Raw genomic sequence first — 15,529 nt, 5'->3', positions numbered from 1 at the left:
ATGTCCCAAGGCGCTACCACCGGCAGCAGCCGGACTCCGGCCTCGGCACCCGTGCAGGGCAAGGAACAGCGCGTCACCAAGCAGCGCCTCGCCGTCAGTGCCGCCCTGGACGACCTGGCGGACTTCGTCAGCACCCAGGAACTGCACCGCATCCTCCAGGAGCGCGGCACCGCGGTGTCCCTCGCGACCTCCTACCGGATCCTGCAGTCCCTCGCCGACGACGGGCTGGTGGATGTCCTGCGCAACGCCGACGGCGAAGCGGTGTACCGGCGCTGCGCCGTCACCGGGCACCACCATCACCTGCTGTGCCGGAACTGCGGCAAGGCCGTGGAAGTGGAAGCACCGGCGGTCGAGGCCTGGGCCGCGCGGATCGCGAATGAGCACGGCTTCACCGCGGTGGAGCACACCGTGGAAATCTTCGGCCTGTGCCCCGAATGCACAGCCAGTCAGCCCGGCGAATAGCCGGAGCTGCTGAAATTCCCCACCTTTGACCTCGTGACCCCGGAAATCACCGGCGGGGCGCAGGGACCCGCCGGCGGCCGACGGCAAACCTGGGGAAATTCCGCCACTGTGGCGTGAGAGCGTTAAGCCGACGCAGCGGCGCTCCGCACCACCCGGCCGTTGAGTCCCCGTCTGGCCCGTGCGCCACCGATCATCCGGCAGGCCACGTAGATCAGGAAGGACAACGTGGTCACATAGGGGCTGATCGGCAGCCGGCCGCCGAGGGCCAGCAGGATGCCTCCGACTGTCGCCGTCATCGCAAAGACGATGCTCAGCGTGACAACCAGCCGGGGCGAGGACGTGACGCGCATGGCGGCGGCCGCGGGCGTGATCAGCAGGGCCAGCACCAGCAGCGCGCCCACAATCTGGATGGACAGCGCCACGCTGATCCCCAGCAGCACCATGAAACCAAGGGCGAGGGCCCGCACCGGCACGCCGCGGGCGGTGGCGACGTCGGGGTCGACACTGGCAAAGGTCAACGGCCGCCAGATGGCGGCCAGCGCCAGCATCACCACGACGGCGGCGACCGCCAGGACCTGCAGCTGGACGGTCCCGACCGACACGATCTGCCCGGTGAGCAGGCCGAACTTGTTGGCCGCCCGGCCCTCGTACAGGGACAGGAAGAGGATGCCCAGGCCAAGCCCGAAGGGCATGATGACGCCGATGATCGAGTTCTTGTCCCGTGCGCGGACCCCCATCACGCCCAGCACCAGGGCTGCCAGCACGGATCCTGCCAGCGAGCCGAGGATGATGTCGGCGCCGATCAACAGCGCGAACGCCGCGCCGGCAAAGGAGAGCTCCGAGATCCCGTGGACGGCGAAGGCGAGGTCGCGTTTCATCACGAAGGTGCCCATGATTCCGCCGAGCAGCCCGAGGACGGCGCCGGCCCAGATGGAGTTCTGCACCAGGACCAGCAGCTCGCCGTAGTTTTCGAAGTTGAAGATTGAGTGCAGCAGGTCGCCCAGATCCACTTAGCCCACCTCGCCCGCGACTGAGTGCGCGTCCAGATGGTGGTGCGTCGCGGCGTCCGGCAGCCCGACGACGATCAGCCGGCCGTTGGCCTGGATGACCTCAACACGGCTGTCATACAAATCGGAGAGCACCTCGGTGGTCATGACCTCCGCGGGTGTGCCCACCCGGAACTTTCCGCCGGCCAGGTACAGGACCCGGTCCACGTAGTCCATGATCGGGTTGATCTCGTGGGTCACGAACACCACGGCACTGTCCGCGTCGCGGCATTGCCTGTTGATCAGCGCGCTGACGCCCTGCTGGTGCTGAAGGTCAAGGGAGAGCAGCGGCTCGTCGCACAGCAGCACCTTGGGATCGGTCGCGAGGGCCTGCGCCACGCGCAGGCGCTGCTGCTCACCGCCGGAAAGCTGCCCCACCGGCACCTTGGCGTAGTCGGTAGCGCCCACAAGCTCCAGGAGTTCATCGACTTTACGGTTCACCTTGGCACCACCGAGGCGGATGCCCCAGCGGTGGCCGTCGACGCCGAGGGCCACGAGGTCGCGGGCGCGCAGGGGCGTATCGGGGTCAAATGATTTCTGCTGGGGCACGTAGCCGATCCGGCGGCTTCCCCGCTCAACGGGGTGGCCGTCGAGCACGGCCGTTCCCGTGCTCAGTTCCTGCAATCCCAGCAGGACCTTCAGGAAGGTGGTCTTGCCGCTGCCGTTGGGCCCGAGCACGGCAAAGAATTCACCCGGGTTGATGTCCAGGTCCAGGCCCTCCCAGAGAGTCCGTTGGCCGAACGCCAGGGAGGCGCCGCGCAGGCTCACTACCGGTGTCAAAAGGGGTTTCCTCGATTTTCCGCGGAGATGGCTGCTCCCGCTGTTGCGATCATCCTAGGGCCTTGCCGATGCTCTCCACGTTTCCGGTCATCCACTGCAGGTAGGACTGGCCGTCCGGGAGGGTCTCGCTGAAGTTCACGACCGGGACGCCGGCGTTCTCGGCGGCTTTTTTCACCGCCGCCGTCTGCGGTCCCTCGGTCTGGGTATTGTAGGCCAGCAGCCTTACGCCCCGGGATGCCACGAGATCGACGGTGGTCTTGAGCACGGCGGGCGGGACGTCGGCGTCCTCCTCGATCGCCGCCGTGTACTCGGCCGGGGTCTCGTTCTCCAGTCCGGCGTCCTCGAGCAGGTACAGCGGTACAGGCTCGGTGACGGCCACGGGCGCGTGGCCCGCCGAGGACTTGATGGCGGCGAGCTTCGTTTCCAGGCCGCCGAGCGAGTCCTTGAAGGCCGCCGCGTTGCTCCGGAACGTCTGCGCCGAGGCCGGTTCCAGCGAGCCCAGCTTCTCGGCCACGGCGTCCGCGAGGCGGGACATGGCAGGCAGGCTGTACCAGACGTGTTCGTTCAGCCCCGTGGACCCGTGGGTGTGGCCGGCGGAGTCGGGGCTCGCCGCTGCCGGGCTTTCGCTGGCAGCGCTTTCGGAGACAAGGCCTGAAACATCCACGGCGCTGATGACGCTGCCGCGGTCCAGGCCGGTGTCGGTCGCCAGCGTGTCCATGAAGGCGTCGTATCCCCCGCCGTTCTCCACCACCAGCTCGGCCTTGGAGACAGCCAGCTTGTCCTGCGTGGTGGCCTCGTAGGAGTGCGGGTCCTGGCTGGTGCGGTTGATGATCGAGCTGACCCGGACCTTGTCGCCGCCGATGCTGGAGACGATGTCGCCGTACACGCTGGTGGATGCGACGACGTTGACCACACCGTCCCCCGCGGTCCCCCGCGGGCTGCCGGACGTCGGACTGCACGCGGTGAGCAGGAGGCCCAGGCCGGCAAGACCAGCCAGCAGGACTCGGGCAGCGGGACGACGCACGGAAAACCTCGGATCTGTTATTGAGAATCAGGAGCAATAGCAACAGCCCGAGTGTATCCCTAAATAGGAATCATTCCTATTTAGGGATACACGGCGTGCCCCGCCGGTGCCCGGCCGCAGCTGGGCTGCCCGTTACTGGACCGGCTGTTACTTGGCTGCCCGTTACTGGGCCGCCCCTACTGGTCCTGGCCCAGCCTGCGGTAGCCGGTGGCCTGCGTCGCGTCCCGGATTTCGCCGACGAGCTGCTCGATCACGTCTTCGAGGAACAGCACTCCCTGAGTCAGCCCATCGGGTCCGATCACGCGCGCCAGGTGCGAACCCGTGCGCTGCATGACGGACATGGCCTGCTCGATTTCGTCGTCCATGGCGAGGTTCGCCAGCGACCGGATGCGGCTTTCCGCAATCGGCTGGTGGTACCCGGCGTCCGGAATGGACAGCACGTCCTTGATATGGAGGTAGCCGGCCAGCATGCCGTCGTCGTCGAGCATCGGGAAGCGCGAGAACCCGGTCCGGCTCACGGCCTTTTCGAATTCGACCGGCGTGGTGGCCGCCTTGAGCATGACGAGCTTGCCCAGCGGAACCATCACACGCGACGCGGTGTGTTCGGAGAACTCGAGCGCTCCGGTGATAAGTCCGGCGTCGTCGTCCACGAGTCCGTGGCGCGTGGATTCCTGCACGATCGACTGCACTTCTTCAAGGGTGAAGGTTGAGGTCACCTCGTCCTTCGGCTCAATCCGCATCAGCTTCAGGATGTGGTTCGCGGACCAGTTAAGCGCCGCAATGACGGGCTTGACGAGCCGCCCGATGAACATCAGCGGCGGCGCCAGCAGCAGCGCAGCCTTGTCCGCGACGGACACGGAAATGTTCTTGGGCACCATTTCGCCGAACGTGACGTGCAGGAACGTCACCAACAGCAGGGCGACGGCGAAGGCCACAATGTTCGCGACCTCCACGGGGACGCCCGCCGCTTCCAGCGGCACGGCCAGGAGGTGGTGGATCGCGGGCTCGGCCACCTGCAGGATCAGCAGCGAGCAGACGGTGATGCCGAGCTGGGCGCAGGCGAGCATGAGGGAAACGTTTTCCATCGCCCGCAGGGTGGTCTGCGCGCGCTTCGAACCTGCCTCGGCCAGCGGCTCGATCTGGCTCCGGCGGGCCGACATGACGGCGAATTCGGCGGCCACGAAGAAGGCGTTGCCCACCAGGAGGAACGCAAGCCAGAGGATTCCGGCCCAGTCGCTCATGCGGCACCTGCCTGGCTGGCGGGCTGGCCGTCGCCGGACACGCGGATGGGCCGGAAACAGATCCGGTCGATCCGGCGGCCGTCCATGCGGGTCACGCTGAGTGTCCCGCCGACGACGTCGACCGTGTCGCCGACTGCCGCGATGCGGCCGAGCTGGCTCATGACGTAGCCTCCCACCGTTTCGTAGGCAGCCTCGTCGGGCACGGTCAGGCCCGGGATCTGTTCGGAGAGTTCATCGGGCCGGAGCAGGCCCGGGAAGTACCAGTCCCCCGAGGCGCTTTGGAGCAGGCCGGGCCGGACCTTGTCATGCTCATCGGCCACTTCCCCGACGATTTCCTCCACGAGGTCCTCCAGCGTGGTGATGCCGGCGGTTCCACCGTATTCATCCAGGACCACGGCCAGTTGCAGGTTGCCCTCGCGCAGTTCGGCGAGGAGGGCGTCCAGGTGGATGGTTTCGGGGACCCGGAGCACGTCGGTCATGATGGCCCCCGCCTGCAGCTTGGCGCGGCGGTCCGCGGGCACGGCAATGGCCTTCTTGATGTGGACCACGCCGCGGATGTCATCGGAGGACTCGCCGATCACGGGGAACCGGGAGTATCCGGTGCGCTTGGCGGCCTCGACGATATCCGAGACCGGCTGGTCGGCGTCGATGGTCTCCACGCGGATGCGGGGGGTCATGACGTCCGCGGCGGTCCGCCCGGAGAACTTCAGGGTTCGGGCGATGAAGTTGGCCGTTCCGGCGTCGAGGGTGCCCATGGCCGCGGAGCGGCGCACAAGCGAGGCCAGCTCGGCCGGGGTGCGGGCGCCGGAGATTTCTTCCTTGGCCTCCAGGCCGAAAACGTTGAGGACCTTGTTGGAGAAGCCGTTGAGCACCACGATGGCGGGCTTGAAGATGGCGGTGAACACCAGCTGGGGCCGGGCCACGGCCTTGCCGATCGGGAACGACAGCGCGATGGCCATGTTCTTGGGCACCAGTTCGCCGATCACCATGGAGAGCAGGGTGGCCACCGCCATTGCCAGGACCAGGGACAGCGAGGCAGCCGCCGCCGGCGGGACACCGAGCGCGGTGAGCGGGCCTTCGAGCAGCTTGCCCACGGACGGTTCCATGACATAGCCGGTCAGCAGCGTGGTCATGGTGATGCCCAGCTGGCAGCTGGAAAGCTGGGTGGAGAGTGACTTGAGACATCTGAGCAACGGCTCGGCGGCGGTGTCGCCGGTGTCAACGGCGCGCTGCACGGTGGCCTGGTCCAGGGCGACCAGGGAAAATTCCACGGCGACAAAGAAGCCGGTGCCGAGGATGAGCAGGAGACCTGCTGCGAGGAGTAGCCATTCCATGTCAGCGGCCTGCTTCCGCAGCAGCGCATGGCACGTGCCGCGTCAGGGGACGCAAATGCGGGAAGGCCCGGCCTGGCGGAGGATGGTCGGCGGCGGCCGACCCTGTTTCCTGGATAGCTCCGGAATGGCGTGCGGCCGGAGAGTGATGGGCGCGTGAACGGGGTTTGCCGGCTCTGCGGGTGGACTGGGCGGGAACGGTTTCCGTACTCCGCTGACAGCCCCCAGGCCGGCACCTAGATTTACTGTCCATAAGAATTTCAGTCTACAGGAGCAACCGCTGCCAGCCCCGGACCGCCCGCGTCACCGGCCGCGCCGGGTTCACCAGCTCTGCGGGACGGGCCGGCCCTCCTCGTACCCGGCCGCCGACTGGATGCCTGCCACGGCGCGTTCCCGGAAAGCGGCGAGATCGGCAGCGCCGGCGTAGCTCATGGAACTGCGCAGGCCCGCGGTGATCATGTCCAGCAGGTCCTCAACGCCGGGCCGGGCCGCATCGACGTACATGCGGGAGGTGGAGATGCCCTCCTCGAAGAGGGCCTTGCGGTCCTTTTCGAAGGCGCCCTCGCGTTGGTTGCGGTTTTGCACCGCCCGGGCGGACGCCATGCCGAAGCTCTCCTTGTACTGCCGGCCCGAGGCGTCGAGCTGCAGGTCCCCGGGGCTCTCGTGCGTACCGGCAAACCAGGAGCCGATCATGACCTGGCTGGCCCCGGCGGCCAGGGCCAGGGCGACGTCGCGCGGGTAGCGGACCCCGCCGTCGGCCCATACCCGGCCGCCGGCTTCCCGGGCCGCGGCGGAGCATTCGAGGACGGCACTGAACTGGGGGCGGCCCACGGCCGTCATCATGCGCGTCGTGCACATGGCGCCGGGGCCCACCCCGACCTTGACGATGTCCGCCCCGGCCTCGATGAGCTCACGTGTGGCATCGCCGGTGACGACGTTGCCGGCGACCACCGGCACGCCGGGGTTGAGACCCTTCACGGCGGCGAGGGCGTCGAACATTTTCTGCTGGTGCCCGTGCGCGGTGTCGAGGACCAGCACGTTGACGCCGGCCGCCAGCAATTCGGCGGCCCGCCCGGCCACGTCACCGTTGATTCCGACGGCGGCAGCGACCTTCAGCCTGCCGTCGTCGTCCAGGGACGGCCTGTAGAGCGTGGAGCGCAGGGCGCCCTTACGGGTGAGCACGCCGGCCAGGACCCCGCCCTGCTGCACCGGCGCGTAGTCGGTTCCGGCGGCGTCCATCGCTTCAAAGGCGCGGCGGAGGGCCTGCGCAGCATCGGCCGCCGACCCGCCCCCAAACAATCCACCGGCGAGCGGTCCGGCGTCGAGCACCAGCGGCTGGTGGCGGATGACGGAGGCCAGTGACGCGAAACGGTCCTGGCCCTCGCAGTCGGCGGCCCGGACAACACCGGTGACCGCGCCGGAGTCGTCCACCACCACAACGGCCCCGTGCGGCCGCTTGCCCATCAGGTGGAGGGCATCAATGACGGTGTCCGTGGGCGCGAGCGTGACGGGGGTTTCCAGGACCGGGTGGCGTCCCTTGATCCAGGCCGTGACGTCACGGATGACGTCGAGCGGGACGTCCTGCGGCAGGACTCCAAGGCCGCCGCGGCGGGCCATGGTCTCGGCCATCCGCTTCCCCGTGACCGCCGTCATGTTCGCCGCCACCAGCGGGATCGCGGAGCCGGTCCCGTCGTCGGCCGCGAGGTCGACGTCCAGGCGGGAGGTGACATCGGACCGGGACGGGACCAGGAAGAGGTCCGAGTAGGTCAGATCGGTGGTGGGCTCATTCAGGAAACGCACTGCTGCTCCTTTGCTGGCACCCGCAGCTGGCACCGTCGGCGACAAACGGGTTCTCACTGCATTCTAGGGCGGTTTCCGGCAGGGCCGGCACCCCGTCCAGCACCGCGTCCGGCCTCGCGCAGGGCACCGCATGTGGGCCGCATCCGGGGCCGATTCTGCAACTCTTCTTCACCGCAATTCGGCGGCTGCCGGGGCGGATCATGATTTGGGTCACGCTTATTGGCGGTTTGGCAAGAATCCTCACTAGACTGGCATGGGTCTGGGTTCACTGGACGCAGAGACTGGCTCAATCGTTGTGCCGAGGCACCGTGGAAGCCAGAGGGAATCAAACTCACGGAAGAGGCGTATTTCAAGTGCCAGAGCAGCCTAGCCACCGTCTACCAGAGGAATTTGGCGGAAACGAGTGGCTCGTTGACGAACTGTATGAGCGTTACCAGCAGGACAAGAACACGGTCGACTCCAAGTGGTGGCCCCTGTTCGAATCCTTTGAAGCTAGTGACGCCTCTCCCGCCAACGGAACGTCCGGCACCGCGACAGCTGTGCATCCTGCCACCCGTGAACTTCCCGTTGTAGCGCCCGCCGCCGCTCCGGCAGCACCTGCGCCCGCCGCCCCCGCAGCTCCCGCCGCCACGGCTGCGCCCGCACCGACTGCGCCCGCCGCCAAGAAAGCCCCGGCCACCGTCGCCCGGGACGGCTCCAAGACTTCCGACGCCGGCCCCGGCACCGCGCCGATCCCGGCGCAGCTGCCCAAGAACCTCAAGGCCCCGACGGCTCCCGAAGAAGACGTCGTCTCGGTCCTGCGCGGCCCGGCCAAGGCGATCGCCTCGAACATGGTCACCAGCCTGGAAGTGCCGACAGCCACGAGCGTCCGCGCCATCCCGGCGAAGCTCCTGATCGACAACCGCGTGGTCATCAACTCCAACCTGGCCCGCGCCCGCGGCGGCAAGGTCTCCTTCACGCACCTGATCGGCTACGCCGTCATCCGCGCCCTGTCCCAGTTCCCGTCGATGAACGTCTACTACGACGAGATCGACGGCAAGCCGGTGGCTGTCCAGCCGGCGCACGTGAACTTCGGCATCGCGATCGACATGCCCAAGCCCGACGGCACCCGCCTGCTCATGGTCCCGAACATCAAGAAGGCGGAGACCCTCAACTTCTCCGAGTTCTGGCACACCTACGAGGACCTGATCAAGCGTGCCCGCAACGGCAAGCTGACCGCGGACGACCACTCCGGCACCACCGTGTCCCTGACCAACCCCGGCGGCATCGGCACCGTCCACTCGGTCCCGCGTCTGTCCAAGGGCCAGGCCGCCATCATCGGCGTCGGCGCACTGGACTACCCGGCCGAGTTCCAGGGTGCCAGCGAGAAGATCATCGCGCAGAACGCGATCAGCAAGGTCCTCACGCTGACCTCCACCTATGACCACCGCGTCATCCAGGGTGCCGGCAGCGGCGAGTTCCTCAAGCTCGTGCACCAGCTGCTGCTGGGCGCGCAGAACTTCTACGACGAGATCTTCGAGTCCCTGCGTATCCCCTACGAGCCCGTGCGCTGGAGCCCCGACCTGCAGGTGGACCCGGCCGACGAGATCAACAAGGTCGCCCGGATCCAGCAGCTGATCCACGCCTACCGCGTGCGCGGCCACCTCATGGCGGACACCGATCCGCTCGAGTACGTCCAGCGCAAGCACCCGGACCTCGACGTCCTGACCTACGGCCTGACCCTGTGGGACCTGGACCGCGAGTGGCCCACCGGCGGCTTCGGCGGCAGGCCGATGCTCAAGTTCCGCGACATCCTCGGCGTCCTCCGTGATGCCTACTGCCGCACCGCCGGCATCGAATACATGCACATCCAGGACCCGGCCGAGCGCAAGTGGTTCCAGGACCAGCTGGAGCACCCGTACTCGAAGCCGAGCCGCGACGAGCAGCTGCGCATCGTCTCCAAGCTCAACGCCGCCGAGGCCTTCGAGACCTTCCTGCAGACGAAGTTCGTCGGCCAGAAGCGCTTCTCGCTCGAGGGCGGCGAGTCCCTGATCCCGCTGCTGGACGCGATCATCTCCGACGCCGCCGACGACGAACTCGACGAAGTGGCGATCGGCATGGCGCACCGTGGCCGGCTCAACGTGCTGACCAACATCGCGGGCAAGACCTACGCGCAGGTCTTCCGCGAATTCGAAGGCACCCAGGACCCGCGCTCCGTGCAGGGCTCCGGCGACGTCAAGTACCACCTGGGCACCGAGGGCACCTTCACCTCGGACAACGGCAAGGAGACCAAGGTCTACCTCGCCGCGAACCCGTCCCACCTCGAGGCCGTCGATTCCGTCCTCGAAGGAATCGTCCGTGCCAAGCAGGACCGCCTGGACCAGGGCGAGGCGTTCCCCGTGCTGCCGATCATGGTGCACGGCGACGCCGCCTTCGCGGGCCAGGGTGTGGTCGCGGAAACGCTGAACCTCTCCCAGCTGCGCGGGTACCGCACCGGCGGCACCATCCACATCGTGGTCAACAACCAGGTCGGCTTCACCACCGCACCGTCGTCCTCGCGTTCCTCCACGTACTCCACGGACGTCGCCAAGATGATCCAGGCACCGGTGTTCCACGTGAACGGCGACGACCCGGAGGCCGTGGTCCGCATCGGGCAGCTTGCCTACGAGTTCCGTCAGCGTTTCCACAAGGACGTTGTCATCGACATGGTCTGCTACCGCCGTCGCGGCCACAACGAGGGCGATGACCCCTCGATGACCCAGCCGCTGATGTACAACCTGATCGAGGCCAAGCGCTCGGTCCGCAAGCTGTACACCGAATCACTGATCGGCCGCGGTGACATCACCGAGGAAGAAGCCGAGCAGCTGCTGCGGGACTACCAGGAACGCCTGGAACGCGTCTTCGCGGAAACCCACGCGGCCCAGACGTCCCCGATCCCGATCATCACGGCCGATTCGGCCGCGGTGTCGGACCTGGAACGCCCGATGGCCCAGCAGTCCGATTCCGGCGTCAGCGCGCCGGTATCCACCGCGATCTCCGCGGAGACCCTGGCCCGCATCGGCAAGGCCCACACCGATATCCCGGACGGCTTCACCGTCCACGCCAAGCTCAAGCAGCTGCTGGAGAAGCGTGAGGCGATGTCCCGTGAAGGCGGCATCGACTGGGGCTTCGGTGAACTGGCCGCGTTCGGTTCGCTCATCATGGAAGGCGTCCCCGTCCGGCTCGCCGGCCAGGACTCGCGCCGCGGCACCTTCGTGCAGCGCCACGCCGTCTTCCACGACCGCGCCAACGGCGACGAGTGGCTTCCGCTGTCCCACCTCTCGGATGACCAGGCGAAGCTGTGGATCTACGATTCACTGCTCTCCGAATACGCCGCCATGGGCTTCGAATACGGGTACTCGGTGGAACGCCCGGATGCGTTGGTGCTCTGGGAAGCGCAGTTCGGTGACTTCGTCAACGGCGCGCAGACCATCATCGATGAGTTCATCTCCTCGGCCGAGCAGAAATGGGGCCAGCGGTCCTCGCTGGTCCTCATGCTGCCGCACGGCTACGAGGGCCAGGGTCCGGACCACTCCTCCGCCCGCATCGAGCGCTTCCTGCAGATGTGCGCCGAAGAGAACATGATCGTCGCCAACCCCACGACGTCGGCCTCGCACTTCCACCTGCTGCGCCGCCAGGCGTACAGCAGGCCGCGCAAGCCGCTCATCATCTTCACGCCCAAGCAGCTGCTCCGCCTCAAGGCCGCAGCGTCCTCCGTGGAGGACTTCACCACCGGCTCGTTCCGCCCGGTCATTCCGGAACACGCGCAGCTGCAGGCCGACGCCGTCGAACGCGTGCTGCTGGTCTCCGGGCGCCTGTACTACGATCTGCTGTCCACCCGGCAGAAGACCGAGAACAAGACCACGGCGATTGTCCGCGTCGAGCAGCTGTACCCGCTGCCGGCCGACGAGATCGCCGCGGAGCTGGCCAAATACCCGAACGCCGAAGTGGTCTGGGCGCAGGACGAACCGGCCAACCAGGGTCCGTGGCCGTTCATCGGCCTGAACCTGCCGGACGCCCTGGACCGCCGGGTCCGCCTCATCTCCCGCCCCGCCTCGGCCTCCACCGCGGCAGGGTCGATGAAGCGCCACGCGGCAGAACAGGACGCCCTGCTCAAGCAGGCATTCGCTCGTAAATAGCGGCATTGCTGCCCGGCCGGAGACTGAAACAACAACACTCCGGCCGGGCGGTTCTGTTTAATGGACTATTAGTGGTCAGCTTGATGGACAGCGTTGAAGTGAAGAGGTAGTCGTGGAAGATCGGAAGCTGCGGATCGCAGCCGTTGGGGACGAGCTGTTGGCTGGGCTTGGTGATCCGCGCGCCTTGGGCTGGCTGGGCCGGGTCCTGGCCCGCACGCCGCAGGACAGCGTCGCCCTGGAGTGCTACTCCCTGCCATGCCCTGAAGAGGGCACCGAAGGCATTGCGGCCCGCTGGCTCGAGGAGGCGGGCCGACGATTCGGCAACCACCACGAAAACCGCCTGGTGATCGGCCTGTCAGGACGCGACATTGAGTTCGGCCTGTCCACGGCCCGCAGCCGCCTGAACCTGGCCAACATCCTGGACTCCGCCTCCCAGAACAAGATCGAGGTCTTCGTCGTGGGCCCGCCGCCCACGCTTGACCCCGCACAGAACCGCAGGCTCGGCGAGCTCAACACCGCCTTCGCCGACGTCACGACGCGCCGGAAGCACCTCTATGTCGACACGTTCTCGCCGCTGCTGAACCACGAGCAGTGGCGCCAGGACCTCGCGGCCAACGGCGGCACGCCCGGCCAGGCCGGCTATGGCCTCATGGCCTGGCTCGTGCTGCACCGCGGCTGGTTCCAGTGGCTGGGCCTGGACACCCCGGAATAGGCGGGCAAGCAGGCAACCGGCCGCGCCGGGACCCCACCCTCCAGGGATTTCGCGATATATCTTGACCTGCCGTCAAGCGCGATATATCGTGACTTCATAGTCGCGATATATCGTTAGTTGCCCCAGCCCTTTCGCCTTTTCCGGAGGAACCATGTCAGAGAACACGTGGACCGTGACCGGCCCGCAGACCATCGACGTCGACGGCGTCCACTCCCTCAAACTCGGGATTGTCCGCGGCCGCTTCGACATCGTCACCCATGACGAGGACGTTGCCAGGATCGAGGTCTCGGAAATCGAAGGCGACCCGCTGTCGGTTTCGATCGTCAACGGCCGCCTGGAAGTCCGCCACCAGCTGCACGGCCCGCAGGGCTGGTTCAAGAACCTGATGAGCACCGTCAACAACGGCAGCAGCAACTCGGTGGTCATCAGCATCGCCCTGCCGGCCGGCGTCGAGGTCGAGGCCGGGACGGTGAGCGGCGACGGCATGGTTTCCGGGCTCAGCGGCCACACCCGGCTCAACACCGTCTCGGGATCCGTACTGGCCGACGGCACCGCCGGGAACCTGTCCGTCAACACGGTCAGCGGCGAGGTGATTGCCCGCAACCACCACGGCGTCCTGACCGCCAAGAGCGTCTCCGGCGAAGTGACGGCCTCGGGCGAATTCAGCAACATCCGGGCGAACACCGTCAGCGGCGACCTGAACTTCGACCTGCACGGCTTCACCCATGACTTTGGCGCCAATTCGGTCTCCGGCGACGTCACCATCCGGCTGCCGCACGACGTCGGGGTGGACATCGTTGCCAAGTCCGCCAGCGGCGCGGTGGTCATCGATGACACGAGGTACGTCCAGCCCGGCGGCACGGTGCAGACCATCGCGGGACCAGACGCCAAGCTGATGCTGGTCCGGACCAACTCGGTCTCGGGAAAGACGTCGCTCTTCCACGGCCAGCCCAGCCCGGACACCGAAACGGCCCTCTGATGCCTCCCGTCTTCGCCCACGGGGCGCTGCGGCTGTACCTGCTCGCCCTGCTCGAATCGGGCCCCAAGCACGGCTACGAGCTGATCAAGGCGCTCAGCGAGCGTTTCGGCGGAACGTACTCCCCCAGTGCCGGAACCATCTACCCGCGCCTGGGCAAGCTCGAAGAGGAAGGGCTCGTCGCCACCCGCACGGAAGGCCGCCGCACCAACTACAGCATCACTCCGGCCGGCCTCACGGAACTGAACCGCCGGCGGGACGAACTCGCCGGCGTCGAGAACGACATCTCGGCGTCGGTCCGCCGGCTCGCCGACAACCTGCGCCAGGACATCCGCGTCAACATGCGCGGCCTCCGGGCCGACCTTGCGGCCACGGCCGAGGCGGCCCGGACCTCGGCCCGCGCCGCCGGTTCTGCCGGCGGGACGGGCACTGCCGGCGCCGCGGGAAGCCCTCGGTACTCCCCGGAGGGCGAACGGCGGCTGAAGGAGGCGGAAATGCTGGTGCAGGCGTTCCGCGACGACATGCGGGTGGAACTGCGGCGTCATGCCGGGAGCCGTCCGGTCACCGCCGTCACGCTCGAAACGGTCAGGACCGTGCTGGACCAGGCCCGGATCTCGATCCGAAATTCGTTGGAGGGCTGAGGCCGGGACCGACCGGCCGCGGCGCGTAGCACGGGCCTCCGGTTCGCGGCGGGTGCCGCGATGTGGGAGACTTGAGGGCAGCTCTTTTGAGTACCAAGATTAAGGAGGCCAGCTATGAGCAAACGTGCACGCAAACGTCGTGACCGTAAGCGTGGCGGCGCGAACCACGGTAAGCGCCCCAACGCCTAAGCAAAGCTTGGAATGACAGCTTTAAACGAATGACCCCGGAATCCTCACGGATTCCGGGGTCATTCGTTTATGTCGGCTCAGGCTTCCACCGTCCGGATCGAGTGAATCCGGTCCAGGATGGAGTTCTTGAGGTTTTCCGGAGCTGCTTCGGTACACGAACGCTTGACCATCACGCGGATGACACATTCGAGGTCATACTGCTCCAGGCACTCCGGGCAACTGTCCAGATGGTCCTTGATCTCTGCGATGTCTGCACGCGTGAGCGCACCATCCAGATATTCATAGATACGTTGCATCCGGGCGTCATCGCAATCGCCCAGTCCCTGGCAGTCGCTCATTTCCTGTTCTCCTGTTTGTTGCTGTCGGCCGCGGCGCTTGACTCGGTGGCGGCCCTGAATCCTCGTTCGGCGGCATAGTCCCCCAGCATGTCCCGCAGCATCTTCCGGCCGCGGTGCAGCCGCGACATGACGGTCCCGATGGGGGTGTTCATGATGTCCGAAATTTCCTTGTACGCGAACCCCTCGACGTCGGCGAAGTACACGGCCAGCCGGAATTCCTCCGGAATCGACTGGAGGGCGCGCTTCACATCCGAATCGGGCAGGTGGTCCAGGGCCTCAGCCTCCGCCGAACGCAGTCCCGAGGACGTATGCGACTCGGCGCGGGCCAGCTGCCAGTCCTCAATCGTGTCCGAATTCGACTGCAGCGGCTCGCGCTGACGCTTCCGGTACAGGTTGATGTACGTGTTGGTGAGGATGCGGTACAGCCAGGCCTTCAGATTGGTTCCGGGCTTGTACTGGTGGAACGCGGAAAACGCCTTCGTATACGCCTCCTGGACCAGGTCCTCGGCGTCGGAGGGGTTCCGGGCCATCCTCATGGCCGCCGAATACAGCTGGTCCACGTACTGCATGGCGTCACGCTCAAAGCGCGCCCGGCGCTCTTCCGCGGACTCGGTGGAGACATCAAGGGGCTTCCCGTCCACCTCGGTCTCCAAAGCGGCGGGCGTGCCGGCATCAGGTGTCTTGGTGGGCGTGGCGTCGTTTCCGGCAACCTCGTGCATGGCCACAACGGCCGGGTCCATGGTGCTCATTGCGTTCAAGTCTACTGTCACCTTCCGCCGGGCACCCGGAACCGCCGGAAGCGCGAGGCTCCATGATTGCCCGGAACCGGCTT

Annotated in this window: 14 protein-coding genes; 6 read left to right on the top strand and 8 right to left on the bottom strand. The window is 67.0% G+C overall.

What is annotated here, in order from left to right; all coding sequences use genetic code 11:
• Positions 1-462 carry a Fur family transcriptional regulator gene (locus tag AC1DDH_RS08055; RefSeq protein WP_028277503.1) on the top strand — a complete coding sequence of 154 codons (462 nt, stop codon included), beginning with the start codon at positions 1-3 and terminating at the stop codon, positions 460-462.
• A 122-nt stretch (positions 463-584) separates the two neighbouring features.
• On the opposite strand, the gene AC1DDH_RS08050 is transcribed toward AC1DDH_RS08055, so the two are convergent.
• From AC1DDH_RS08050 to AC1DDH_RS08025, 6 genes are all read right to left on the bottom strand, one after another.
• A complete protein-coding gene (locus tag AC1DDH_RS08050; protein ID WP_476848826.1) occupies positions 585-1,472 on the bottom strand; it encodes a metal ABC transporter permease in 888 nt (295 codons plus the stop codon).
• Complete coding sequence (locus AC1DDH_RS08045; RefSeq protein WP_223916075.1) at positions 1,473-2,288, bottom strand: metal ABC transporter ATP-binding protein; 816 nt, start codon at positions 2,286-2,288, stop codon at positions 1,473-1,475.
• Between the two features lie 49 nt (positions 2,289-2,337).
• On the bottom strand, positions 2,338-3,312 hold the full coding sequence (locus AC1DDH_RS08040) for a metal ABC transporter solute-binding protein, Zn/Mn family (protein ID WP_476955198.1): 975 nt from the start codon (positions 3,310-3,312) through the stop codon (positions 2,338-2,340).
• Positions 3,313-3,488: 176 nt separating this feature from the next.
• On the bottom strand, positions 3,489-4,553 hold the full coding sequence (locus AC1DDH_RS08035) for a hemolysin family protein (protein WP_476946911.1): 1,065 nt from the start codon (positions 4,551-4,553) through the stop codon (positions 3,489-3,491).
• Positions 4,550-5,887 carry a hemolysin family protein gene (locus tag AC1DDH_RS08030; protein WP_028277498.1) on the bottom strand — a complete coding sequence of 446 codons (1,338 nt, stop codon included), beginning with the start codon at positions 5,885-5,887 and terminating at the stop codon, positions 4,550-4,552. Before AC1DDH_RS08030 ends, AC1DDH_RS08035 begins: the two co-directional genes overlap by 4 nt.
• A gap of 318 nt (positions 5,888-6,205) precedes the next feature.
• On the bottom strand, positions 6,206-7,684 hold the full coding sequence (locus AC1DDH_RS08025) for a GuaB1 family IMP dehydrogenase-related protein (RefSeq protein WP_476931226.1): 1,479 nt from the start codon (positions 7,682-7,684) through the stop codon (positions 6,206-6,208).
• Positions 7,685-8,037: 353 nt separating this feature from the next.
• Here AC1DDH_RS08025 and AC1DDH_RS08020 point away from each other — a divergent pair, with 353 nt between their 5' ends.
• The 5 genes from AC1DDH_RS08020 to AC1DDH_RS08000 all read left to right on the top strand — a co-directional run bounded on the left by AC1DDH_RS08020 (position 8,038) and on the right by AC1DDH_RS08000 (position 14,359).
• Complete coding sequence (locus AC1DDH_RS08020; RefSeq protein WP_476955197.1) at positions 8,038-11,841, top strand: multifunctional oxoglutarate decarboxylase/oxoglutarate dehydrogenase thiamine pyrophosphate-binding subunit/dihydrolipoyllysine-residue succinyltransferase subunit; 3,804 nt, start codon at positions 8,038-8,040, stop codon at positions 11,839-11,841.
• A 112-nt stretch (positions 11,842-11,953) separates the two neighbouring features.
• The gene (locus AC1DDH_RS08015) at positions 11,954-12,553 is read left to right on the top strand and encodes a GDSL-type esterase/lipase family protein (RefSeq protein ID WP_079553040.1); all 600 of its coding nucleotides are present in this window, start codon (positions 11,954-11,956) and stop codon (positions 12,551-12,553) included.
• Positions 12,554-12,704: 151 nt separating this feature from the next.
• A complete protein-coding gene (locus tag AC1DDH_RS08010; protein WP_476858855.1) occupies positions 12,705-13,532 on the top strand; it encodes a DUF4097 family beta strand repeat-containing protein in 828 nt (275 codons plus the stop codon).
• A complete protein-coding gene (locus tag AC1DDH_RS08005) occupies positions 13,532-14,170 on the top strand; it encodes a PadR family transcriptional regulator (RefSeq protein WP_476955196.1) in 639 nt (212 codons plus the stop codon). The genes AC1DDH_RS08010 and AC1DDH_RS08005 overlap by 1 nt, the downstream gene beginning before the upstream one ends.
• Before the next feature lie 114 nt (positions 14,171-14,284).
• The gene (locus AC1DDH_RS08000; protein WP_104061284.1) at positions 14,285-14,359 is read left to right on the top strand and encodes a 50S ribosomal protein bL37; all 75 of its coding nucleotides are present in this window, start codon (positions 14,285-14,287) and stop codon (positions 14,357-14,359) included.
• 77 nt (positions 14,360-14,436) lie between these two features.
• Here AC1DDH_RS08000 and rsrA read toward each other — a convergent pair whose 3' ends face one another.
• Entirely contained in the window at positions 14,437-14,697 is a 261-nt protein-coding gene (rsrA, locus tag AC1DDH_RS07995) for a mycothiol system anti-sigma-R factor (protein ID WP_018775287.1), read from the bottom strand.
• Complete coding sequence (locus AC1DDH_RS07990; protein WP_476955195.1) at positions 14,694-15,446, bottom strand: sigma-70 family RNA polymerase sigma factor; 753 nt, start codon at positions 15,444-15,446, stop codon at positions 14,694-14,696. Before AC1DDH_RS07990 ends, rsrA begins: the two co-directional genes overlap by 4 nt.
• Positions 15,447-15,529 lie beyond the last annotated feature (83 nt).

The sequence above is a fragment of the Arthrobacter sp. 10T425 genome (genome assembly GCF_056393985.1).
This window is presented reverse-complemented; position numbering and strand designations above follow the sequence as displayed.

Coding starts and splice junctions, on each gene's coding strand:
- AC1DDH_RS08055 (WP_028277503.1), top strand. CDS start 1: ATGTCCCAAGGCGCTACCACCGGCAGCAGCCGGACTCCGGCCTCGGCA.
- AC1DDH_RS08035 (WP_476946911.1), bottom strand. CDS start 4,553: ATGAGCGACTGGGCCGGAATCCTCTGGCTTGCGTTCCTCCTGGTGGGC.
- AC1DDH_RS08030 (WP_028277498.1), bottom strand. CDS start 5,887: ATGGAATGGCTACTCCTCGCAGCAGGTCTCCTGCTCATCCTCGGCACC.
- AC1DDH_RS08010 (WP_476858855.1), top strand. CDS start 12,705: ATGTCAGAGAACACGTGGACCGTGACCGGCCCGCAGACCATCGACGTC.
- AC1DDH_RS08005 (WP_476955196.1), top strand. CDS start 13,532: ATGCCTCCCGTCTTCGCCCACGGGGCGCTGCGGCTGTACCTGCTCGCC.
- rsrA (WP_018775287.1), bottom strand. CDS start 14,697: ATGAGCGACTGCCAGGGACTGGGCGATTGCGATGACGCCCGGATGCAA.
- AC1DDH_RS07990 (WP_476955195.1), bottom strand. CDS start 15,446: ATGAGCACCATGGACCCGGCCGTTGTGGCCATGCACGAGGTTGCCGGA.